This window comes from Aliiroseovarius sp. CAU 1755 (assembly GCF_054482655.1).
Genome location: NZ_JBTLRH010000001.1, coordinates 205,178 through 228,113, shown reverse-complemented (window position 1 = coordinate 228,113; position 22,936 = coordinate 205,178). Strand labels below are relative to the sequence as shown.

General features: G+C 58.1%; 18 protein-coding genes and 1 tRNA gene. 15 read left to right on the top strand and 4 right to left on the bottom strand.

Translation table 11 applies throughout. From position 1 onward, the window contains the following. The first annotated feature begins 62 nt into the window (after window positions 1–62). The 4 genes from ACXYMP_RS01140 (at window position 63) to ACXYMP_RS01125 (ending at window position 3,509) form a co-directional block, all read left to right on the top strand. Complete coding sequence (locus tag ACXYMP_RS01140; protein WP_458903802.1) at window positions 63–1,655, top strand: DUF4153 domain-containing protein; 1,593 nt, start codon at window positions 63–65, stop codon at window positions 1,653–1,655. Further along, window positions 1,633–2,316, top strand: coding sequence for a response regulator transcription factor (locus tag ACXYMP_RS01135; protein WP_298566806.1), 684 nt, complete (start codon window positions 1,633–1,635; stop codon window positions 2,314–2,316). The genes ACXYMP_RS01140 and ACXYMP_RS01135 overlap by 23 nt, the downstream gene beginning before the upstream one ends. Next, window positions 2,306–3,280, top strand: coding sequence for a sensor histidine kinase (locus tag ACXYMP_RS01130; RefSeq protein ID WP_458903799.1), 975 nt, complete (start codon window positions 2,306–2,308; stop codon window positions 3,278–3,280). Before ACXYMP_RS01135 ends, ACXYMP_RS01130 begins: the two co-directional genes overlap by 11 nt. Before the next feature lie 155 nt (window positions 3,281–3,435). After that, a tRNA-Gly gene (locus tag ACXYMP_RS01125) sits at window positions 3,436–3,509 on the top strand. Window positions 3,510–3,590: 81 nt separating this feature from the next. Here the strand turns inward: ACXYMP_RS01125 and ACXYMP_RS01120 are convergent. Genes ACXYMP_RS01120 through ACXYMP_RS01110 form a run of 3 tightly spaced genes read right to left on the bottom strand, consistent with a single transcriptional unit; the run spans window position 3,591 to window position 8,179 of the window. After that, window positions 3,591–6,638, bottom strand: a complete 3,048-nt coding sequence (locus ACXYMP_RS01120; RefSeq protein WP_458905279.1) for an efflux RND transporter permease subunit — start codon at window positions 6,636–6,638, stop codon at window positions 3,591–3,593. 13 nt (window positions 6,639–6,651) lie between these two features. Beyond that, window positions 6,652–7,701 (bottom strand): efflux RND transporter periplasmic adaptor subunit, encoded by a 1,050-nt coding sequence (locus ACXYMP_RS01115; RefSeq protein ID WP_458903797.1) that lies wholly within the window; start codon window positions 7,699–7,701, stop codon window positions 6,652–6,654. A gap of 10 nt (window positions 7,702–7,711) precedes the next feature. Then, the gene (locus ACXYMP_RS01110) at window positions 7,712–8,179 is read right to left on the bottom strand and encodes a MarR family winged helix-turn-helix transcriptional regulator (protein ID WP_298570480.1); all 468 of its coding nucleotides are present in this window, start codon (window positions 8,177–8,179) and stop codon (window positions 7,712–7,714) included. A gap of 396 nt (window positions 8,180–8,575) precedes the next feature. On the opposite strand from ACXYMP_RS01110, the gene ACXYMP_RS01105 reads away from it, so the two are divergent. The 9 genes from ACXYMP_RS01105 (at window position 8,576) to ACXYMP_RS01065 (ending at window position 20,208) form a co-directional block, all read left to right on the top strand. Continuing rightward, window positions 8,576–9,658, top strand: coding sequence for a TRAP transporter substrate-binding protein (locus ACXYMP_RS01105; protein WP_298570481.1), 1,083 nt, complete (start codon window positions 8,576–8,578; stop codon window positions 9,656–9,658). 110 nt (window positions 9,659–9,768) lie between these two features. Then, window positions 9,769–10,767 carry a TRAP transporter small permease subunit gene (locus ACXYMP_RS01100; RefSeq protein WP_458903794.1) on the top strand — a complete coding sequence of 333 codons (999 nt, stop codon included), beginning with the start codon at window positions 9,769–9,771 and terminating at the stop codon, window positions 10,765–10,767. Between the two features lie 12 nt (window positions 10,768–10,779). Beyond that, entirely contained in the window at window positions 10,780–13,437 is a 2,658-nt protein-coding gene (locus ACXYMP_RS01095) for a TRAP transporter large permease (RefSeq protein WP_458903792.1), read from the top strand. A 222-nt stretch (window positions 13,438–13,659) separates the two neighbouring features. Beyond that, complete coding sequence (locus ACXYMP_RS01090; RefSeq protein WP_458903790.1) at window positions 13,660–15,243, top strand: ABC transporter substrate-binding protein; 1,584 nt, start codon at window positions 13,660–13,662, stop codon at window positions 15,241–15,243. A 1-nt stretch (window position 15,244) separates the two neighbouring features. Further along, window positions 15,245–16,201 (top strand): ABC transporter permease, encoded by a 957-nt coding sequence (locus ACXYMP_RS01085; protein WP_298570485.1) that lies wholly within the window; start codon window positions 15,245–15,247, stop codon window positions 16,199–16,201. After that, window positions 16,198–17,013 carry an ABC transporter permease gene (locus ACXYMP_RS01080; protein ID WP_298570486.1) on the top strand — a complete coding sequence of 272 codons (816 nt, stop codon included), beginning with the start codon at window positions 16,198–16,200 and terminating at the stop codon, window positions 17,011–17,013. Before ACXYMP_RS01085 ends, ACXYMP_RS01080 begins: the two co-directional genes overlap by 4 nt. Further along, the gene (locus ACXYMP_RS01075; protein ID WP_458903788.1) at window positions 17,010–18,647 is read left to right on the top strand and encodes an ABC transporter ATP-binding protein; all 1,638 of its coding nucleotides are present in this window, start codon (window positions 17,010–17,012) and stop codon (window positions 18,645–18,647) included. Before ACXYMP_RS01080 ends, ACXYMP_RS01075 begins: the two co-directional genes overlap by 4 nt. A gap of 29 nt (window positions 18,648–18,676) precedes the next feature. Next, a complete protein-coding gene (locus tag ACXYMP_RS01070; RefSeq protein ID WP_248364701.1) occupies window positions 18,677–19,513 on the top strand; it encodes an alkaline phosphatase family protein in 837 nt (278 codons plus the stop codon). After that, window positions 19,510–20,208: a fumarylacetoacetate hydrolase family protein gene (locus tag ACXYMP_RS01065; RefSeq protein ID WP_458903785.1), complete on the top strand. Its 699-nt coding sequence runs from the start codon at window positions 19,510–19,512 to the stop codon at window positions 20,206–20,208. The genes ACXYMP_RS01070 and ACXYMP_RS01065 overlap by 4 nt, the downstream gene beginning before the upstream one ends. Here the strand turns inward: ACXYMP_RS01065 and ACXYMP_RS01060 are convergent. Next, on the bottom strand, window positions 20,205–20,870 hold the full coding sequence (locus ACXYMP_RS01060; protein ID WP_298570491.1) for a GntR family transcriptional regulator: 666 nt from the start codon (window positions 20,868–20,870) through the stop codon (window positions 20,205–20,207). The genes ACXYMP_RS01065 and ACXYMP_RS01060 overlap by 4 nt on opposite strands. Window positions 20,871–21,033: 163 nt before the next feature. Between ACXYMP_RS01060 and ACXYMP_RS01055 the strand changes: the two genes are divergently transcribed. Beyond that, window positions 21,034–21,993: a dihydrodipicolinate synthase family protein gene (locus ACXYMP_RS01055; protein WP_458903783.1), complete on the top strand. Its 960-nt coding sequence runs from the start codon at window positions 21,034–21,036 to the stop codon at window positions 21,991–21,993. Further along, window positions 21,984–22,919 (top strand): 4-hydroxyproline epimerase, encoded by a 936-nt coding sequence (locus ACXYMP_RS01050; protein ID WP_458903781.1) that lies wholly within the window; start codon window positions 21,984–21,986, stop codon window positions 22,917–22,919. Before ACXYMP_RS01055 ends, ACXYMP_RS01050 begins: the two co-directional genes overlap by 10 nt. The last annotated feature ends 17 nt before the right edge of the window (window positions 22,920–22,936 follow it).

The following is a 22,936-nucleotide window of genomic DNA, read 5'->3' as shown; positions in this document are numbered from 1 at the left end:
CTTCTGCGGGCCGTCTGCAAAGCAGGTGGTCAGTCTTGTCCAAACACAAGATGGAGAAGACGATGCCAAGAGAATTCATTGTGCGCGGCCTGCCGAGGTCGATTGCCCAAGATGGCTGGTGGCTGAACACCGAGGTGGACAGATCGGGCGAAAGTGTAACCGCTGGCGCAGCGCCCCTTTTCGGGGGTCAGTCTGTGGAAGGGCGGTTGCCGAAATTTGCTGGGATGGTCTTGCTCATTTTGCTCGGGGATTTCCTGTTTTGGGGATACGCGCCGGGTCTTTCATTGGCCATCTTCGCATGGGGCTTATTTGCCGTCGTCGCCATGGGTAGGCCGGCAAAACGCAGGGTTCTGGGCCCGGTGATCTTGCTCGTTCTGGCGACGCTGCCCACAATTGAGCACGTGCAGTTGTTGTCGGTGTGTCTTCTTGGTGCGGGCTTGCTGGCTGCTGTGGCCTGGCTGCGGGTCCCCGCCGCTGAAAGTATAAGCGCCGGGCGGGACTGGTTCATGACGGCCTTTATGCGTTTGGTTAAGACCTTGCCGACCTCGGGCGTTCTGGCATGTGCTTCACAGCTGCGAAATCTGCGCGTCGGCGTAGCGTCAGGTGGGTTGATTTTCGGCGTATCGTCGAAATCGCTGCTGCGAAACTGGGCCTTTCCAATTGGCGGCACATTGGTGCTGGGCGCCTTGTTGATCGGTGCGAACCCGGTTCTGGAACAGACCCTATCGCAGGTTCTTTTGATCGATCTGGATGCGCTTTCGCTGGCCCGGCGCGCGGTGTTCTGGAGCGGGCTTGGCGTGTTGATCTGGCCGTTGCTCACCGCGCCCACCCCCACTGCCCCCCTGAACCTGACCACACAGGAATGGCGGACACCGCAAGGCCTGAACACCGGATCGGTTCTGCGGGCTTTGGTCCTATTCAACCTGCTATTGGCTCTGCAAAGCGTCATGGATTTCTCGATCCTGTTCGGCGGGGCGGCCCTTCCCGAAGGAATGAGCTATGCGACCTACGCCCATCGTGGCGCATACCCGTTGCTGGTAACAGCGATGTTGGCCGGCGCCTTCGCGGTGGCGGCCCGCCCGTTTCTGAGCGAACACAAAGCGTTAAAACCGCTGTTGCTTTTGTGGCTGCTTCAAAACGTATTCCTGACCCTGTCAGCCGCCCTTCGCCTGGATCTGTATATCGACGCGTTCGGTCTGACCTATCTGCGCCTGTATGCGTTGATCTGGATGGCGTTGGTTGCCATTGGATTGTTGCTGGTGGGGTGGCAGGTGCTTCGCGGTCGGTCGTCGCTGTGGTTGATGCTGCGGGCTTGCGCGCTGGGCTTTGGAACGCTGTATGCCTGTGCATTTGTCAATTTCGCCGCTGTGATTGCCACGGATATGCTTGACCGAGGGGCCAATCTGGGGCGCTCAGCAGCGCCAGACTGGCACTATCTGTGCAATTTGGGACCGATGGCGTCGAAAGCGATTGCGCAGGGGATGGACCGCAATCCTGACCTTTGGGTCCCACAACACTATCGCGCCTGCCTGCAGCCTGACATCACTTACCCAAACTGGCGCGAATGGGGCTTTCGCACAGGCCGGATCAATGGCTATTTTGCAGGAGATCTTGAATTAGAGGCCACGCGCCATGAAAATTCTGTTGGTGGATGACGATCCCCGGCTGCGCGATCTGGTAGGGCTGGCGTTAGAGCGCGCTGGATACCAGGTTGTCACGGCAAGCGATGGGCAGATCGCCTTGGTTCACGCCAAGCGCGAGACCCCGGACCTGATCGTGCTGGACATTGGCCTGCCCGAACTGGACGGGTTCGACGTTTGTCGTCGGATACGCGCCCAATCTGATGTGCCGATCCTGTTTCTGACCGCGCGCGACGATGAGATTGACCGGGTGCTGGGGTTAGAACTGGGCGCTGACGATTATGTCACCAAACCCTTCAGCCCACGCGAATTGGTGGCGCGTGTGCGGGCCATTCTGAAACGCACGACGGGACCGCGCGCTGCCAGTATCTTGACCCATGGCGGGATCAGTCTGGACACCACGGCCCAGCGCTGTCGGTTCGGGAACAACGACATCCCGTTGACCGCGACCGAGTTCTCGTTGCTGGCGGCACTTGTGGACCGCCCAACCCAAGTGCACAGCCGGGCCCAGCTGGTGCGGTCGATCTGGGGCGCGCGTTCTCAGGTTTCTGACCGGACGTTGGACAGTCATCTGCGCAATTTGCGATCCAAATTGACCCATGCGGGATGGGCGGATGCGATTGAAACTGTCCACGGTGTGGGCGTGCGTATGCAGGACCTTCCGCATGAAAGATAAATGGCGCCCCAGCCTTTCATTCGTTTTGGGCGGTGCCCTGTGCGGCACGTTGGCATTGTCTTTGACCGGGCTGGTGGCGTTTCGCTATCTCGGCCCCGCAATCGGGTATGAGAAAGCGGCGATACTGCTGTCGATCCTGATCACCGGGGCGACCTCGGTGCTGGGTTGGATGCTGATCCGCTTGCTGTTGCGACCCATCGCAGAGTTGGAGCGCTTCGCGACGCAAGTGCGGGCGACCCCTGCCGACCCGTTGACCCCACCGGCCCATTTTGGCACCCGCGAGCTTCAGGTCACGGCACAAAGCGTCATCGACATGGCGGACACCTTGCGCAATCGCGAAACCACCATCCGCAGCTACTCGGACCACGTAACGCATGAATTGAAGACACCTGTTGCGGCGCTTCAGGCGGCGACTGAATTGCTTCGCGATGGTGGCACCTTGGCGGTCGAGGATCTGGCACTTGTCGACCAGATCGCAGGAGCGGGCGCCCAGATGGAGCAACAGATCGAAGCGATGCGCCAAGCGGCCCGCGCCCGTGAAATGCGTCACGACGGAGACAGCACCCTAGAGCAACTGCGCAGCGCGTTGTCAGGCGACTTCCCCTCTCTGGACCTGCGGATCGAGGGCGGTGATGTCATGATCCCCATATCGCAACAGGGCCTTGGAATAGTGTTGCGCCATTTGCTGGGCAACGCTTTGGGTCACGAGGCCACAACAGTGCAACTGTCAGCCCAGAAGAAGGACGCGCGGGTCGACGTGGTGTTGGAAGATAACGGCCGCGGGGTTTCCCCCGGCAACGCAACACGAATTTTCGACCCCTTCTTCACCACAAAGCGCGAACAAGGTGGAACAGGCATGGGTCTTTCCATCGTTCGCAACACCTTGCGTGCACATGGCGCGGACATTTCGAACTTGCCCCGCAGTCAGGGTGCGGCATTCCTGATCAGCTTCGAGGTTGAGTGACCCATCATTGGGTGCATTCGGCAACGCGGCAAGCAAGGCGAAAACCAGTGCGGCGCGCGCGACTTTTCCGGCTATTTTGATTGCGTAGGACCAAGATCCTGCCGGGTCTGCTCTTGACGCTCAGATGCCATTGAAATATGTCCCGTTGGTACTGCGCGGGCGTTGTGTAGTGGTAAGACCTTAGCCTTCCAAGCTAATGACGCGGGTTCGATTCCCGCCGCCCGCTCCAAGCTTTCATTTCACAAATAGCCGACACTGAAAAAGCCGACCCTTTCGGATCGGCTGTTTTGTGTGTTTTCGGTCGCTCAACCTAGGCCGGGAGAGCTTGCGGCACGGTCTTCTCGTCTCGTTTGAAGAAGACGTAATAGAAGACCGGAGCAGCAACCAACGTCAGAACTGACGCAAAGGCCAACCCGCCCATGATCGTTACCGACATGGACACAAAGAAGGCATCGGTCAAAAGTGGCGCCATGCCCAAAATGGTCGTGACGGCGGCCAAGACCACAGGCCGAACCCTTGAGGCGGACGCGTCAATGATCGCTTGGCGCAATGGCACGCCTTCTGCCCGCACAAGGTCAATTTCTTCAACCAGCACAATGCCGTTCTTGATCAGCATTCCAGACAGGCTGAGCAGCCCCAGAAGTGCGGTAAAGCTGAACGGCAGGCCAGTGCCCAAAAGCCCGATCACCACACCGTTCACAGACATCGGCACAAGCAGCCAGATGATGATCGGCTGGCGTATGGCGTTGAACAGCAGAACCGAGATCATCACCATGATCAGCGCGCTGAGGGGCAGTTGGGCACCCAGGCTTGCCTGTGCTTTGGACGAGTTTTCAAACTCACCCCCCCATTCCAGGTCATACCCCGTGGGCAGATCAATCGCCTCGATCGCGGCGCGAATTTCGGCGTGTGCCTCTGCGGCTGTGACGCCTTCGATGACATCCGCACCGACCGATATGGTCGGCACGCGATTGCGCCGATGAACCAAAGTGTCTTCGACACGATAATCGAACCCATCAGTTACCTGTTCGATCGGCAGATAGGTGCCCGCGACCGAGGAATAGACCAGTTGGTCAAACAGGCTGAATTCGTCGGGCTGTGGACGTCGCATGATAATCGGGATCAATCGTTCGCGTTCTCGGTAAACCCCGGCGCGCAGCCCGTCGGTCGCAAACAGAAGCGAACTTGCGACATCTTCACGGTTGATCCCAGCCGTCTGGGCGCGTTGCGTCGCGTAGGTGGGTTCGATCACCAGCTCTTGTTCGCGCCAGTCGGTGCGCAGGTTCAGAAGGCTGTCAGACCTGTCGCGCATCACCGTCATCGCCTCTTCGGCCAAAGCGCGCAGCACTGCCGGGTCACTGCCCGAAAACCGCGCCTGAATGGGGTCGCCGCCGCCGGGGCCAAAAATCAGCCTTTGCACACGGAATTCGGCTTCGGGGAAGGATGCTTTGCCGAACGCTTCAAGGCGCGCGTGCAGGTCTGGGATGTCCTCAAGCTTGCTGGTGCGAATGATCAGGTGGCCGTAGCTCTGATTATCCTTGCCACCATCGTAGGTCAGCATGAAGCGCACAGCCCCGCGACCCGCATAGGACGCCACCGATTCAACCGCGTCTTCTTTCAGCAGCCAGGCCTCCATGACCTTCAGGTCATCGGACACTTTCTGGATCGAACTGCCCTGAGGAAGCTTGTAGTTGACGAAGAACAGCGGCGTGTTCGAATTGGGAAAGAACTGCTGCTTGACCGACCCGAAGCCGGCAAAGCAGGCCACGGTGATGGCGATCAGCCCCGCAATCACCGGCCAGCGCAGGGTTAGAGCCTTATCGAGGATGCGCTTGTAGAGCTGAAAGAACTTGCCTGAATACGCATCTGCGGCATCCGCAGAGCCTTCTTTGAACAGGTAGTGCCCCAGAAGCGGCGTAACGGTCAGGGCCAAGACCCATGACAAAAGAAGCGAAATACCGATCACAGCGAAAAGCGAGAACAGAAACTCGCCCGTTGCGTCCGGGGACAGGCCGATCCCGGCAAAGGCCATAATGCCGATCACCGTAGCCCCTAGCAGCGGGATTTGGGTCTTGCGTGCGGCATCGTCTGCGGCTTCAAGGGAACTGCGCCCGCGCAATCGCGAAATCTGCATGCCCTCTGCCACCACGATGGCGTTGTCCACCAGCATCCCCATTGCGATGATCAGGGCGCCCAGTGAAATTCGCTCCATCTCGATCGAGAAAATCGCCATGAACAGAAGCGTGCCAACAACGGTCAACAGAAGCGTCGCCCCGATCACAATTGCAGCACGCCACCCCATGAAAGCGCCCAACACGACAATCACGATTGCGACTGACATTGCGAGGTTCTTCAGGAAATCATTCGAGCTTTGTTCGACGACCATGTGTTGCTGATAGATCGGCTGCAATGCGATCCCATGCGGAATATCAGCGCTGAGCACAGACAGTCGGTCATCGACGCGGTGACCCACCTCGACGATATCTTCGGTTTCCAGTCCGGCAATCGCGATGGTGAATGCCTCTTGCCCGTTGAATCGGATGATCTGGTCGGGCGTGACGACGCGACCGCGGCTGACATTGGCGACATCTGCGACATTGATCAGTTGACCGTTCACACCGATACTGAGCGAGGCAATATCAGACACTGTTTCAGTGCCATCAGGTGCGCGGAACATGGTGCGCGTGTCGCCCATCCCCAACGCACCGGCGGACGAAACTGAATTCGCAGATGAAACGGCGCTTACGATGGCTTGTGGCGGGATGCCCTGATTGACGGCAAGCGTCATGTTGGGTTCGACATAGATTGCTTCTTCCGGCAGCCCGGACAGATCCACATCGGCCACACCGTCCACGGCCAGAAGCTCGCGCCGCAGAAACGTGCCAAGTTCATATTGTTCGGCGTCGGTGAACCCCGGAGCGGTCACAGCATAATACAGTCCGAAAACGTCACCGAAGCTGTCATTGACGAAGGGCGGCAGAACGCTTTCCGGCAACTTTCGAGACGAATCCCGAACGCGGGCGCGCAGGCGCGTCCAGATATCGGGCAGAGCTTCGGCAGGGTAAGTCGACTTGATTTCGACGTCGATCCTGCTTTCGCCAGGCCGGTTGGTCGAGGTGATTTTTTCGACCTCTTCCATCTTCTGGATCGCACTCTCAAGCGGTTCGGAAACCTCGGTCGCGACCTGTTGGGCGTTGGCACCCGGGTATTGTGTCACGACAACCGCTTGTTTGATTGTGAATGCAGGATCTTCCAGACGGCCGAGGTTGAAAAACCCCCAAATGCCGCCAAGAAGCATCGTCAGGATGATCAGCCACGTATAAAGTGGCTTTTCGATAGAGGCGCGGGCGATGTTCATCATGGTCCGTTCCTCAGTTCGCAAAGCCGGTGAAACGGCGCACGGTCTCGCCGTCACGAACCGCCGACGCGCCAGCCGCGACGATCTCGTCGCCTTCAGACAAGCCAGAGCGCAGAATGAAATTGCCGTTTGAAGCAGGGTCCACCTGAACCGGCGTCGCGCTGAGTGTCCCGGTCTCACCGTCCGTTTGGGTAAATCGCATGACCATCAGCGATCCATCGGGCTCCGTCGCGATGGCGGTTGCCGGGATCTGAATGCCCGGTGTGCTGTGCGTTGCGGACACGCGAATATCTACTGATGATCCGGGCAGCACCCGCAGGTCAGCTTGCGGGGCCATTCCAAGGGTCAGGCGATAGGTTTGCCCGGCTGTCGCGGCCTCGGCGTTGAATTCGCGGATATCGACCGGATATTCCGTGTCATGCGATGCAAACTTGGCAAAGAACTGCACGTTTTCTTCTTTACCTGCCGTTTGAAACAAGATCTCGGGCACGTCGATTTCTATTCGAATTTCGCTCATGTCATGCAAGCGCACAACCGGGTTTCCCGGTGCAATAGTGATGAAATTGCCCACGTTTCGTGAAGCCACCAAGGCATCAAAGGGAGCCCAGAGCGTCGCGTTGTTCAGGTTCCGTTCAGCTTGCCGCACCGCAATGTCTGCGAGGCTGGCTTGTGTCGTTGCATCGTCCAGCGCCACTTGGCTAACCGTGTTGCCGCGCAATTTGGTCAGGCGCTCCAGCGTGCGCTCGGCTTGATCGCGTTGCAAAATAGCTTGCTCCAGCGCGAGGGAAAACTGTTCCTGCTCCAACTGGGCGACCATATCGCCCTGGGGAACGAATTCACCCGCGACCGCTGGAAACTCCACGATCTGACCGCCAACCTGAAAGGCCAGATCCACAGTCTGGCGCGCGACGACCTTGCCAAAGAAAACGCGACTAAAGGTTTGATCATCAGCGGACACGGTCATCAGCTTCACGGGTTTCAGGGCGTCATCGGCAAAGGCTGCAGGCGTGACCGCGGTCAAAAGCAAAGCCGCCGTGGCAAGGGCGCGTTGAAAGAAAGTCATGGTTTGCTCCTTAGCAAGACGTCAGTTTTTGGACGTTGGAGTGGATCTTTGTAGAGATATCGGCAAAGCGAGCCAGTTCGTCTTCCGTCAGGTGTAGCATGTCGCGCAGCAGCTCTTGCGCCAGCGACACCATTTCCTTTCGCGTCTGCAAGCCGCGTTCGGTCAGACCCAACAGCCAAGCCCTGCGGTCGGCAGGGTCGCGGGTGCGTTCGACAAGGCCAAGCGCTTCCAGCTGGTCCGCAGCTGAGGTCATGGTCGACGGCAACACGTTCAATTCGCGGGCAAGTGTGCCCAATCGTTTGGGGTGGTCGAGCCAGACGACAATTCTGCGCTCGGTATGAGGAAGGTGTTCGCACAAGGCGGCCTTGCCCAGGTTCGCTTCGATGAAATGGTATAGCGCAAAGACACCCATCAGGGCGCGCAGTTCCGGTTCGGCAGGTGCCGCCGTTTGGGCTGAGTCGTTGGGCTGGGATCTCATGACAGACACTTTAGGTGGAGTGAATTTGCGCGCTCTATATACTTCATTATTTGAAACATCCAGAGTGAGAAGCAAAAATACCGCCTTTTGAGTATGCTTCGGGCGCGACGAGTGGAAAAGCGGCGATCTGCCCATACGTAACCCGGCGCTTTCCATTGCGAAGCAGCGTTTCCTAGGCAATCATCAAGGTGTTAGGTCCAGTCTGAGGTGTTGATCCGCAGCCACTGGACTGACGGCAATCGCCCAAACTGGTAAAAAAATATTACCAGTTTGGGAAATATCATTTGAAATCTGCTTACATCTACGTAGTAATTGCGCTGGCAGCGTGGGGGGCTTTGGTGCGTCCTGTGCCCGAACAACGAATAAAACTGAAATCTCGGAGGAGGAATCACATACATGGAACGCCGTAAGTTTCTGAAAGGTGCCGCACTTGGTGCAGGCGCAACCGCATTGGCAACACCTGCACTTGCGCAGGGTGGGAAAACAATGACCATCGTGTCGACCTGGCCGCGGGACTTCCCTGGTCTTGGTGTTTCGGCTCAGCGTCTTGCAGCCCGCATCACCCAGCTTTCGGAAGGTGCCATTCAGACCGAATACTTTGCGGCCGGCGAACGTGTTGGCGCGCTGGACGTATTTGACGAAGTCGCATCGGGCAACAGCCAAGCCTATATTGGCGCAGACTATTACTGGACCGGCAAACACCCGGCGCTGGCCTATTTCACGGCTGTTCCGTTTGGCATGTCCTTCGCCGAAATCAACGCGTGGGTTCTGTATGGTGGCGGCATGGCGCTGTGGGACAAGGTTCAGGACCAGTTCGGTCTGAAGGGTCTGCCCGCAGGCAACACCGGCACACAGGCCGGCGGCTGGTTCAACAAGGAAATCGAAAGCGCGGACGACTTCAAAGGTCTGAAAATGCGTATTCCGGGCCTTGGTGGTCAGGTTCTGTCGAAACTGGGCGCCTCGACCGTGTCGCTTCCGGGTGGTCAGATCTATGAAAACCTTGTGTCCGGCACCATCGACGCGACCGAATGGGTTGGTCCTTACAACGACTACTTCATGAAGTTCTATGAAGCTGCCAAATACTACTATACCGGCGGCATGCACGAACCGGGCGCACAGCTTTCGCTGACGTCGAACAAGTCGTGGTGGTCCAGCCTGACGGAAACCGAACAGGCGATCATCACAGCGGCAGCACTGGAAGAGAACTCGAACTCCTATTTCGAATCGATGGCTCTGAACGGTGAATACCTCAAGAAGCTCGAAGAAGAGCATGGCGTCGAAGTCCGCTCGTTCGGTGAAGACGTGTGGGATGCCATGGGCGAAGCCGCAGAAGAAGTCTTCGAAGAAACCGCTGGTTACGATGCGCTTGCTGCTGAAGTTAACGATGCGGTTCAGTCGAAAATGCGCGAAATCGGTCGCGGTATCTCGCTGTTCGAAGGCCAATTCGTTGGTCAGCGTAACCGGATCCTGGGCCTATAAGGGTCTGAATATCAGATCCAAAAAAACCTGAGCGGGGCTTCGGCCCCGTTCTTTAATGATCTGACGGCCGGTCATCTGGTCGGTCAGGGCGCCATCTGAAGGGGAGCCAGATGACTAGCTTCAGCACAAACACAGACATTCCACGGCACGGCCCGCCCGCCCTTGTCGCGCGCACCTTCGGCTGGTCCGTTCTTGCTGCTTTGGCGGCATTTCTGATCAATAACGTTCTGGTGGTCTGGTTCGGTTTCCCCGGCCTGCGCGGCCTGACGGCAGGTGGCGGCGCCGGTGCAATGGTGAACTTGGCGCTATATGTCATCGCGATCGGAGCTGCCATCGCCATGGTCATGACCACCCGCGACCGCGCCTTGCGCTGGGACGCACATATGGTGCACAGCTTCAACGTCTATCTGATCCGCGCGCTTTTCTGGTCAGTCTTCCTTGTCGGGCTGACCGATGCCAGCATCGCTTTCCTGCGCTCCGAGAATTTGTCCGAAGTTCTGTTCGGCGGCGCAATTGCAAACAACTTCACGCGGGCAAGCTGGGTTGGACCTTGGGTGCACGTGCCGCTGATTGTGGCCAGTTTCGTGATCGCGCTGTTCACCCGAACCCTAGGTTTTACATGGCTCGCCCTTCTGATCGTCGCGGCCGAGCTGTTGATTGTGATTTCTCGCTTCGTCTTTTCGTATGAGCAGGCGCTGATGGGTGATCTGGTGCGCTATTGGTATGCGGCTCTGTTCCTGTTCGCTTCGGCCTATACGCTTTATGACGATGGCCACGTGCGCGTGGATATCCTGTATGCCGGGCTTGGTCGAACGACGCGCGGTTATCTGAACGCGCAAGGCACGATCCTGCTGGGCATGACGACCGCTTGGGTCATCCTTGTCATTGCTTTCAACGGAAAGCAGTCGATTGTGAATGCCCCGGTCCGGAACTTCGAAATCAGTCAGGCCGGCCCCTTCGGCATGTATATCAAATACCAAATGGCGGCCTTTATCGGGCTTTTCGCCATCACGATGCTGATCCAGTTTGTCAGCTATTTCTTTGAATCGGTTGCGGACAAGCGGGACGAACCCGGCCACCGCGAACCCAACCAATCATCCGCACACTAGGCTGAGGATATTATGGAACTTTTCTTTCTCTTACTCCTCATCATTATCATGGCGTCGGCGCTGGGCTCTGGCTATCCGGTCGCCTTCGCGCTTCCGGGTGCGGCGATCATCACGCTGGGCCTTGCCGCCGGTGCGGGCTGGGTTTTCGCGGGCAATCCTGATGCCTATTTCCACTCGGGCGGGCCGCAACAATGGCTTTCCGCAGGGGTCACCAATCTCAGGGGTGTCTATCTGGAGGTTGAACGAGATACGCTGATCGCCATTCCCCTGTTCATCTTCATGGGGATCATGCTTCAGCGGTCCAAGATCGCCGAAGACCTTCTGGTGACCATGGCGCAACTGTTCGGGCCTGTGCCGGGCGGGTTGGGCATTTCGGTTGTCTTCGTGGGCGCTTTGCTGGCGGCGACAACCGGGATTGTCGGCGCGACGGTTGTGGCGATGGGCCTGATCTCTCTGCCAGCGATGCTGCGCAACAATTACTCCACGCCGCTTGCCACAGGCACCATCGCGGCGTCAGGGACGCTGGGGCAGATCATCCCACCGTCAATCGTTTTGATCATCCTGGCCGACCAGCTTGCCTCGGCTGCTGATCAGGCGTCCACTTTGCGCAAAACCTTGCACAAAGAGGTGACGGGTGAATTGTCCATGCCATCGCTTTTCGACGTGGCAGGCACCAGCGCTGGCGAGATGTTTCTGGGCGCCTTCATTCCGGGCCTCGTGCTGGTGGGGCTATATATGCTCTACATCCTGCTGTTTGCGATCTTCAAACCCGATGCCGCGCCAGCGGTGAAGTATGACGGGCGCTATAACGCCGCGTTCTGGCGTGGCGCGTTGTTGACCCTTGTGCCGCCTTTGGCGCTGATCTTTCTGGTGCTTGGGTCGATTATTGCGGGTATCGCGACGGTCAACCAAGCTGGTGCCATCGGTGCCGCCGGGGCGTTGATCATGGCGGGCTATCGGTTGCCTGAAAAGGGATCCCGCGGTATCTTCTTGCCTGCCCTGTTCGGGATCGCGGGCATGGCGGTTCTGACCTTTGCCCTGTCCAATTTCGAAATGAACGTCAAGGCAATGGACACACCTGAAGACAAGCTTGGGATCACCTTGGGTGTCGTCGGAACGCTGCTGTTGCTGGTGTCGTTGATCTGGTCCGGCATCCGCACCCATCGCAACGACAACACATTGCAAGCGGTTATGCTTGAAACGGCCAAAACCTCGTCCTTGGTGTTCATCATCCTGCTGGGTGCCGCAATGCTGACGGCTGCGTTCCGCGCCTTCGGGGGCGAAGAGCTTGTGCGCGATTTCCTCATATCCCTGCCTGGTGGTTTCTGGTCGCAGTTCATCATCGTCATGCTGGTGATCTTCATCCTTGGGTTCTTCCTCGACTTCATCGAAATTGCGGTAGTCGTGGTTCCGATCGTGGCGCCGATTCTTCTGGCTGATCCAGGTGCAAATATCACCGCGGTTTGGCTGGGTGTGATGATTGGTCTGAACATTCAGACCAGTTTCCTGACGCCACCCTTCGGTTTTGCGCTGTTCTATCTGCGCGGGGTTGCACCTGCGGTGGTTAGAACCGTGCAGATGTATAAGGGCGTTATCGCATTTATCCTGTTGCAACTTGTCGCGCTGGCAATCGTTGGGGCCTATCCGCCGCTGGTGAACTATCTGCCAAACCGGGTAAGCTTCCTGTCGGAACAAAGCCCACCGCCGCGCAATCCGAAACTGCAGTTGTGTCTTGAAGACTATGTCGGACAGAAATTGTTCCAAGGCACCGCAACGCAAGACGCGATTGCCGCTGCGCGGGCGTTGGATCTGTCCATTTTGCCAAAAGGTCTGGCAGGTGACATGACCGATGGGCTTGATTCCGCAGATGCGGCGATTGCCAATCTGGAAGCCGCCTTTGAAGCCGCAGGTCAGGTCGAGGCCGCCGCCGATGACTACCGACCCCAGCTTCGGTTGGTGCGCGGGATCGAAAAGCAGATCCGCAACGCGGCCGACGAGGCAGACAAACTTAGAACACGGATCGGTCGGATGCGCGCCGAAAGCCAGGCTGAAGCGCGTGCCGCACTTGAAGCTGACGTCGCCGTTTTGGACGCCGAGATCGAGCATCTGCGCGCACAAATTCCCGCCAGTTGGGAAGAAGTGCACAACCAGTTCGCGACGCTCACCAAGGCTGAAGACGCCGCGCGTGTGAAGTATCGCCGTGCCGCCGATGATGCCTATGAAGGTCCGGCCGAGGTTCTGGCAGCGCTTGATGCCAATGCTGATTTTGCTGCGCTAGAGACTGATTTGCGCAATCTGAAGGCGACGATCCAGTCGCAACCGGAAGATCAGGCGCAAGAGGTTGTGAACGACGTGTCCAAGGCCTTTGGCAAAGTCGATGGCGCGGGCGACGTCAAAAGCGCGTTGGGCAAGGTTCGCAAGGCGCTGCGCGACAAGACCCCGGATCGCGACAAGGCGTTGGAGGAGTATGACGCGGCAATTGCTGTATTCGAATCGCAGCTGAAATGGCGCGCCGAGGCTGAAGCTTCGCTAAGGCCGGTCCTGACGGGCTATCTTGAAACGCTGCGCGACAGTCTTGGTATTCGCGTTCAGTCCCGTCTAAGCCGCGAACAGGCGCTTGCCATGGCATCTTGTTCTGCAAATCACCGCGATATCTCGTTGAGTTTCTAGGAAAATTCAGAGACCGCTTTTTGAAAGGCCGGGGGTGACCCCGGCCTTTTTATTTGCCCTCGAGGGTGGATTTTTGCGCCCTGACGTAAGATAAGTGTCGGAAATCGGGGATAGTTCGTCGGTATCAAACCTTGCGAAACCCCGCCAACTGGTCAACTCTGTCAGTCGACCCAGAAAAAAATAGCGGCCAAAAGGCCCGTAAACACACTCAGGGAGCACTCAATGTCCAACGAACTTGAATATCTGTCCAAGCAGGTCATCTCGCGCAAACTGTCGCGCCGTCACTTCATGGGACGGGCCGCTGCGCTTGGTCTGACCGCTGCTGGTGCCAACACGCTGCTGTCGTCGGCCGGTTATGCCCAGACGCCGGTCAAGGGTGGAACCATCCGCGTTGGCCTTCCGGGTGGGTCGACCACCGACAGCCTTGACCCAGCGACCACGACAAACTCAACCGGCACCATGGTCAGCCGCTTCTGGGGTGAACCACTGGTCGAACTTGCGCCGCAAGGTGGGCTTGAAAATAAGCTGGCAGAAGAAGTTTCGGCCTCGGCGGATGCCAAGGTGTGGACGTTCAAGATCCGCTCGGGCGTCGAGTTTTCGAATGGTAAAGCTCTGACCGCAGACGACGTGCTGGCGACGATGGAGCGTCACGCAGGCGAAGACACGAAATCCGGCGCGCTGGGCATCATGCGCGGCATCTCGGCGATGAGTGTTGATGGCGACAAATTTATCGTCGAACTTGAAACGCCGAACGCTGACCTTCCGTATCTGATGACCGACTACCACCTTATGATCCAGCCCAATGGCGGCAAGGATGATCCGGCGGCGGCAATCGGCACCGGCCCCTATATCCTGAAAGAAGTGGATATGGGCGTGCGCTTCGTGGCCGAGAAGAACCCCAACTATTGGGGCGATCTGGGCCATGCCGACACGATTGAGGTTGTGGTGATCAATGACGACACCGCGCGCATGGCAGCCATTCAGTCTGGTCAGGTCGATATGGTCGGACGTGTCCCACCCCGGACCGCCGACCTTGTGGCGCGTGCACCCAACATCAACGTCTATTCGACCCCTGGGCCGGGCCACTACGTGTTCATCGCCCATTGCAACACCGCGCCGTTTGACAACAACGACCTGCGACTGGCGCTGAAACACGGCATCAACCGTCAAGAGATGGTCGAAAAGATCCTCTTTGGCTATGGCTCGGTTGGGAACGACACGCCGATCAACAGCTCCTATCCCCTGTTTACCGAGATGGAGCAGCGCACCTACGATCCCGACAAGGCCAAGTTCCACTTCGACAAGTCGGGGCACGAAGGCCCGATCCTGCTGCGCACATCTGACAACAGCTTCCCCGGCGCGCCGGATGCGTCGGCGCTGTTTCAGCAGTCGCTGGCAACCGCTGGGATCGACCTTGAGATCAAGCGCGAACCCAACGACGGTTACTGGTCCGAGGTCTGGAACGCACAGCCCTTCTGCACAAGTTACTGGAGTGGGCGCCCGACGCAGGACCAGATGTATTCCACCGCTTACCTGTCGTCGGCGGATTGGAACGACACGCGGTTCTTCAACGACCAGTTCGACCAGATGCTGCTTTCAGCACGTGGCGAGTTGGACGAGGCGAAGCGGACCCAAATGTATGCCGATATGGGCATGCTGCTTCACAACGAAGGCGGCTTGGTCTGCCCGATGTTTAACGACTTCATTGATGGCACGACCAACCGGGTCGCCGGCTGGATCGAAGGCCACAAGGGCTTTGACCTGATGAACTTCTACGCCCCGATGAAAATGTGGGTCGCTGGCTGATATGCCATTATTGTTAAAACTGCTGGTCCAGCGCATAGCGCTGGGCCTGCTTCTTCTGCTGATGGTTTCGGTCCTGATCTTCTGGGGCACGAATATTCTGCCGGGCGATGTAGCCCAATCCATCCTAGGTCAGTCCGCCACACCCGAGGCACTGGCCAATATTCGCGAAGAACTGGGTCTGAACGAACCTGCGCTAAGCCGTTATTTCGACTGGCTGGGCGGGCTTGTTCAGGGCGATCTGGGCACTGCGCTCACCTCTGGACAGGATATCGCTGCCAGCCTTGGCTCGCGCCTGAAAAACACATTGTTCCTAGCCTTCTGGGCCGCGGTGGTCGCCGTGCCGCTGGCAATCTTTCTGGGCCTGCTGGCCGTCCGGTACCGTGAACGCTGGCCGGACAAGCTGATTTCAGCCGTCACACTGGCCTCGATCTCCGTGCCGGAGTTTCTGATCGGCTATATCCTGATGTATTTCGTCGGCGTGAAGCTGGGATGGGCACCCACCGTGTCAATGATCCATGACGGAATGAGCCTGGGGCAGAAGCTAAGCTCCATCGCCCTGCCGGTCGCCGTGCTGACCATGGTCGTGTTGGCCCATATGATGCGTATGACGCGGGCCGCCATTTTGAATGTGATGCAATCGGCCTATATCGAAACGGCCGAATTGAAGGGACTGACCAGCTTTCAAGTCATCGCCCGCCACGCCCTTCCCAACTCGATCGCGCCAATCGTGAATGTGGTGATGTTGAACCTTGCCTATCTCGTCGTCGGGGTCGTGGTGGTCGAAGTCGTGTTCACCTATCCCGGCATGGGGCAATATCTGGTGGATCACGTATCCAAACGTGACGTGCCGGTGGTGCAGGCCTGCGGATTGATCTTCGCGGCGGTCTATATCGGGCTCAACATGGTGGCGGATATCGTGTCGATCCTTGCCAACCCAAGGCTGAGGCATCCGAAATGACAAGAATTCCCCCAGCCGCTTTGTTCGGCCTGTTCTTCACCAGCCTATATTTCCTGATGGCAATCCTCGCTCCATGGATCGCACCCTATTCGATGACAGAAATCGTTGGCGATGTCTGGGAACCGTGGTCGGCCGACCACTGGATCGGCACCGACAATATTGGCCGCGACCTTCTAAGCCGTATGATCTATGGCGGGCGCACGACGATCTTTATCGCGACTGCTGCCACGATGATCAGTTTCACCACCGGATCGATCCTTGGCTTTACAGCTGCCGTCATCGGTGGATGGGTTGATCAGGTTATGAGCCGCTTTGTCGATCTGATCATGTCGATCCCGACCTTGATCTTCGCGCTTGTCGTTTTGTCGGTCATGCCGGTCACACTGACGATCCTGATCCTTGTCATGGGCCTTCTGGATGCCACCCGCGTCTATCGACTGGCACGCGCCGTTGCCGTGGATATCAACGTGATGGATTTCGTCGAAGCCGCCAAGCTGCGCGGCGAAGGCCGGGTTTGGATCATCTTCCGTGAAATCCTGCCCAACGCGCTATCGCCGCTTGTGGCTGAAATGGGGCTTCGGTTTATCTTTGCGGTTCTGTTCGTCTCGACCCTGTCCTTCCTTGGACTTGGAGTCCAACCACCCAATGCAGACTGGGGCGGCATCGTGAAAGAAAACAAGGACGGCATCATCTATGGCATCGCGGCGGCGCTTGTTCCTGCGGTCGCAATCGCGACGCTCGCCATTTCCGTGAACCTTGTGGCCGACTGGGTGTTGAACCGAACCACCAGCCTGAAAGGAGGCCGCGGATGAGCGACGCGCTTTTGAAAGTCCGCGACCTGAAGATCGGTGCGCGTGTCTATCCGCCGGGCGAAAAGCCGCGTGATATCGATATCGTGCATGGCGTGTCGTTCGACCTTGAAAAGGGCAAAGTTCTTGGCCTGATCGGTGAAAGCGGGGCCGGTAAATCGACCATCGGGCTTGCGACGATGGCCTATGGGCGCGGCGGCGTCGAAATCACTGGCGGCGAGGTTTGGGTCAATGGGCGCGAAATCCTTGGCACCAGCCTTAAGGACCTGCGCAAACTGCGCGGGACCGAGGTCACATATGTCTCTCAATCGGCAGCGGCCAGTTTTAACCCCGCCAAGAAGATCATGGAGCAAGTGATCGAGGCATCGATCCACGCTAGCAAGTTCTCGAAGAAAGATGCCGAGGCCCGCGCGATTGATCTGTTCACCAGGTTAGGCCTGCCCGACCCTGAAACCATTGGCGACCGCTATCCGCACCAAGTCTCTGGCGGGCAGTTGCAGCGCTGCATGACTGCATTGGCCCTGTGCCCGGAACCCGATCTGGTGGTCTTTGATGAACCCACCACGGCGCTGGATGTCACCACGCAGATCGACGTGTTGATGGCGATCAAAAAAGCGATCCGCGACACGGGTGTTGCAGCGCTGTATATCACCCACGACCTTGCCGTTGTCGCCCAAGTCTCGGATGAGATCATGGTGCTGCGCATGGGCGACATGGTCGAACATGGCACCACCGACCAGATCATCAACGCGCCAAAAGAAGAGTATACCAGCGATCTGGTGTCGGTGCGGTCGCGTAAGCACGAAGGCAAGCCGCCTTCAGACAACCCGGTTTTGACCATTGAGCACGTCACTGCGCGCTATAAAGGCACAAACTTTGATGTGCTGCATGACGTGTCGATGGAGCTGCACGCGGGCCAAACGCTGGCCGTTGTCGGCGAAAGCGGGTCAGGTAAGTCAACCACGGCCCGCGTGATGACAGGGCTGTTGCCCGCGCGCGAAGGGCAGATCGTTTTCGAAGACCGCACATTGTCCGCCGATTTGAAAGGCCGCGCACGCGACGATCTGCGCGAAATTCAAATGATCTATCAAATGGCGGACGTGGCGATGAACCCGCGCCAGACGGTTGGCACGATCATTGGCCGACCACTCGAATTCTATTTCGGGATGCGCGGCGCTGAGAAGCACAAGCGCATCGACGAGCTTCTTGACGACATCGAGATGGGAGCCGAGTTCAAAGACCGCTATCCCGCCGAGCTTTCGGGCGGGCAAAAGCAGCGTGTCTGCATTGCGCGCGCCTTGGCTGCGAAGCCCAAGGTCATCATCTGCGACGAGGTGACATCGGCGCTGGACCCACTGGTCGCCGAGGACATTCTGAAGCTTCTGCATAACCTTCAGAAGCGCGAACAGGTCGCCTATCTGTTCATCACCCACGATCTTGCCACGGTGCGCGCCATCGCGGACAGCATCGCGGTGATGTATCAGGGGCGCGTCGTGCGCTATGGCACAAAGGCCGAGGTGCTGTCGCCGCCGTTTGACGACTATACCGATCTTCTGCTCAGCTCGGTGCCTGAAATGCGGTTGGGGTGGCTTGAAGAAGTCGTCGAACATCGCAAGATGGAAAGCGCAGGGAACTGATAGTTGGCCATTGCTGAGATGTGGGCATCATGGACCGAAAACTTCTTCTGATCATTCTCGATGGCGTGCCTTGGCGAAACTGGCGCAGGTTGTTTGGCAATCTGGAAGGCTGGGTGGACAGTGGCGATGCACAGCGCTGGAAAATGCGCTCGGTGCTGCCGTCGACATCGGCCAGTTGCTATGCCTCGATCCACACGGGCGTTGCGCCGCAAGACCATGGCTGCACCGGCAACAACAACGTGTTCCGCCTGGCTCAGCCCGATATCTTCAGTCAGGTGCGCAAGGCCGGTGGTGTCACGGGCGCTGTCACCCACAGTTTCTGGTCCGAGTTCTTCAACCGCGCGCCCTTCGATCTGGTGCGCGATATCGAATACGACGAGCCCGACAGCACCTCGATCAACCACGGTCGATTTCACACGATGACCGGATATGGGTTGATCAACCAGACAACTCCTGCTGACATCGACTTGTTCGCGACGCTGACCATGCTGTGTGAACGGTTCAACCTGAACTATGGCATCCTGCACACTTGCACGCTGGACAGCATGGGCCATCGGTTCGGGCACGACTGTCAGGAAATGGACCACGCCTGCTTTCAAGCGGACGAACAGTTGGCGCTGTTCATCAACCGGTGGCGCGCAGATGGGTATGAGATCATCGTGACCGCCGATCACGGCCAAACCGACCGCGGCCACCATGGCGGGCGCGAAGATTTGCAGCAGGACGCGGCGCTTTACTATTTCGGACCCGCCGCTGGCCCCGATTTCGATGACCGCCTGTGCCAGCTACAACTCGCCCCCACGATCCTGTCGCGACTGGGCGCACCGATCCCCGACACCATGAAAGCCGAGGTATTTTTGACATGACTTGGGCCATTCCCTGCCCCCCGCAGCCGTCGCTGCCCATCGTTGGGTCGGACGACCGCTTTCCCGTGCGCCGCATCTATTGTGTCGGCCAGAACTACGCGGCCCATGCGCGTGAAATGGGGTCGAACCCGGATCAGGACCCACCGTTCTTTTTCTCAAAACCCGCCGATGCGCTGGTCGCGGATGGGGCAACGGTGCCTTACCCGCCCGGCACGGACAACCTGCATCACGAGGCCGAGCTGGTCGTCGCCATCGGCATCGGTGGGGCGAACATTCCGGTTGAAACGGCGCTGGATCACGTCTGGGGTTACGCCATCGGCAATGATCTGACCCGCCGTGACCTTCAGGCCGCCGCCAAGAAAGTTGGGCGGCCATGGGACATGGCAAAGGGATTTGATCACTCTGCCCCGTGCGGGCAGCTTCATCCGGTCTCAACTTCGGGCCACCTGACTGCTGGCGCGATCAGCTTGTCCGTGAATGGTGATCTACGCCAGTCTTCGGACCTGTCAGACCTGATCTGGCCGGTCGCAGATGTGATCGCCTACCTATCATTTATGGTCGTGCTCGCGCCCGGTGACCTGATATTCACAGGCACGCCAGAAGGCGTCGGCCCCCTTGTGCAGGGCGATGTCTGCGTGGTCGAGATTGAAGGGTTGGGTCAACTAACAACCCATATTGGGTCGGCAACCGCCTAGCCCCCAATCGACGACAGATGCGTGAGTAAACTGTCGCGTGCGCCAAGAATATGGCGTTCTGTCAACTCGGCCGCTCGATCGGCATCTCTGCGTTCGCACGCCGCCTGAATTTGCATGTGCTCGTCATTGGCGCGTGCCATGCCATCGCTCAGCACCAACTGGGCGCGTAGATAGCGGTCGATCCTGTTTAGCGCGCCGTCGATCGCCTCCAGATGATAGGCCAAGCCACTGGCGTTATAGAGCGTCGCGTGAAACTGCCGGTTCAGATCGCCCCATTTCATCGGGTCGGCCTCGGTGTAAAACGCCTCGCAATATGCGCGCGCTTTGGCCAGCGTCGCGGGCGTCATTTTTTGCACGGCTGCGCGAATGACATGTGGCTCTAACACGGCACGAAAGTCGAAAATCTCGGACGCCTCTTTAGACGACAACGTTGATACGACCGCGCCCTTATAGCGTTGCGATTTGACCAAGCCGTGCTCTTCCAGCCGCAGAATCGCTTCGCGAACCGGTATGCGTGATGTGTTGAACATTTTCGCAATCTCGTCTTGCCGAAGCGGCGCAGCTTCTTTGATCTCACCTTCGATGATGGCTTTCTTAAGCGCTTCGAATATGATCGACGCAGCCGAGGCTGTTTGGGAAATATCCACGGATTCTAATGGCATAGGGCATTCTCCTTCCGGCAAGCTCACGACGCGCGCCGGTCGTGAAAAAGGCCGGATGAATAAAGATTGAATATTGGATACAATTTTGCTTAGCTCCGAGTCAAGCGATCCCGCAGCGGGTTTGACGACCAGCTGCAACACAGAACCCGTGCAGGAGACTTAAATGAACGCCGATATCTTCAAAGGTTGCATTCCAGCCCTCATGACACCGTGCACCAAGGGTCGCACGCCAGATTACGACGCCCTCGTCGCCAAGGGGCTGGAGCTGATTGCCGCCGGCATGTCTGCGGTCGTCTATTGCGGTTCAATGGGCGATTGGCCGCTTCTGACAGATGATGAACGAATGGAAGGGGTCGCCCGCCTCACCCAAGCTGGCATTCCCGTCATCGTCGGCACTGGGGCCGTGAACACAAAGATGGCTGTCGCGCATGCTGCCCACGCTGCCAAAGTTGGTGCGAAAGGCTTGATGGTTATTCCACGCGTGTTGTCGCGCGGATCATCGCTGACCGCCCAACGTCACCACTTTTCGGCAGTCCTGGCTGCTGCACCAGACCTGCCTGCGGTGATCTATAACAGTCCCTATTATGGCTTCGCGACCCGCGCTGACCTATTCTTTGCTTTGCGTGCAGAACACCCGAACCTGATTGGCTTCAAGGAGTTTGGAGGCGCTGCCGACATGCGCTATGCCGCCGAAAACATCACTTCACAGGACGATGATGTTACGCTGATGATCGGGGTCGATACCACGGTGTTCCACGGTTATGTGAACTGCGGTGCAAAGGGTGCGATCACCGGGATTGGCAACGTGCTGCCGCGCGAGGTTTTGCACCTTGTGGCGTTGTGTGAACGTGCCGCAGCCGGTGATGGGGATGCCCGCTTGAAGGCGCGTGAACTGGAAGAAGCTCTTAGCGTCCTGTCGAGCTTCGATGAAGGCCCGGATCTGGTGCTCTATTACAAACACCTAATGGCGCTGTCAGGGGATGAAGCCTACCGAACGCATTTCAACGAAACCGACAGCCTGACGGCGGCCCAACGAAACTATTGTGAAGCACAGTTTGGCCTGTTTAGAGACTGGTATGCCGTATGGGCACGACAAGGGGGTGTCGTAACCGAATGCGCGTAATCGACAGTCACACCGAAGGAGAGCCGACGCGGGTTATCGTGGCGGGCGGGCCTGACCTTGGGTTGGGCAGCGTGACCGAGCGTGCAAAGCGGCTGGAAGCCGATCATAGCTGGATATATGCCGCCGCGCTTGCCGAACCACGCGGACACGACGCCATGGTCGGTGCGCTTTTGGTGCCTCCGGCTGACAAAACCTGTGCGGCTGGCGCAATATTTTTCAACACTGTCGGTAATCTTGGAATGTGTGGTCACGCTTCGATCGGGCTGGCTGTTACCTTGGCGCATCTAGGCGAGATTGGCGTGGGATCTCATCGGTTCGAGACGCCGGTCGGGGTCGTCACGGTCGATCTGCTCGATCCAAACACGGTGCGCATGACAAATGTCGAAAGCTATCGGTATCGGCAGAACGTTCAGATCGATGTTGAGGGAGTCGGACCCGTTGTTGGCGATGTGGCTTGGGGTGGGAACTGGTTTTTCCTGACGAATAGCGAGACCATCGCAGCTAACTTCGACAACATACCAGCGTTGACAAGCAGAGCGACAGCGATTCGCGAGGCGTTGGAGCGCGAAGGGATAGCTGGAGAAAATGGAGCGCAAATCGACCATATCGAATTGTTCGGTCCGCCACATCTGGCAGGTTCAGATAGCCGGAACTTTGTCCTCTGTCCCGGCGGCGCGTATGATCGGTCCCCCTGCGGAACGGGCTGTTCAGCCGCGATCGCTTGCAAGGCGGCTGATGCAAAGCTCCGCGCCGGAGAAGTATGGGTGCAGGAAAGCATCATCGGCAGCACCTATAAGGTCAGTTATGAACCCGGACCGACCGGCGGAGTCATCGCAACAATTGAAGGTCGCGCTTACGTCACCGCGCAAGCTGAATTGCTTTTTGCCGGTGGCGACCCTTTCCGGAATGGAATTCGACCAACGTGATCAAGATAGTGATGGTG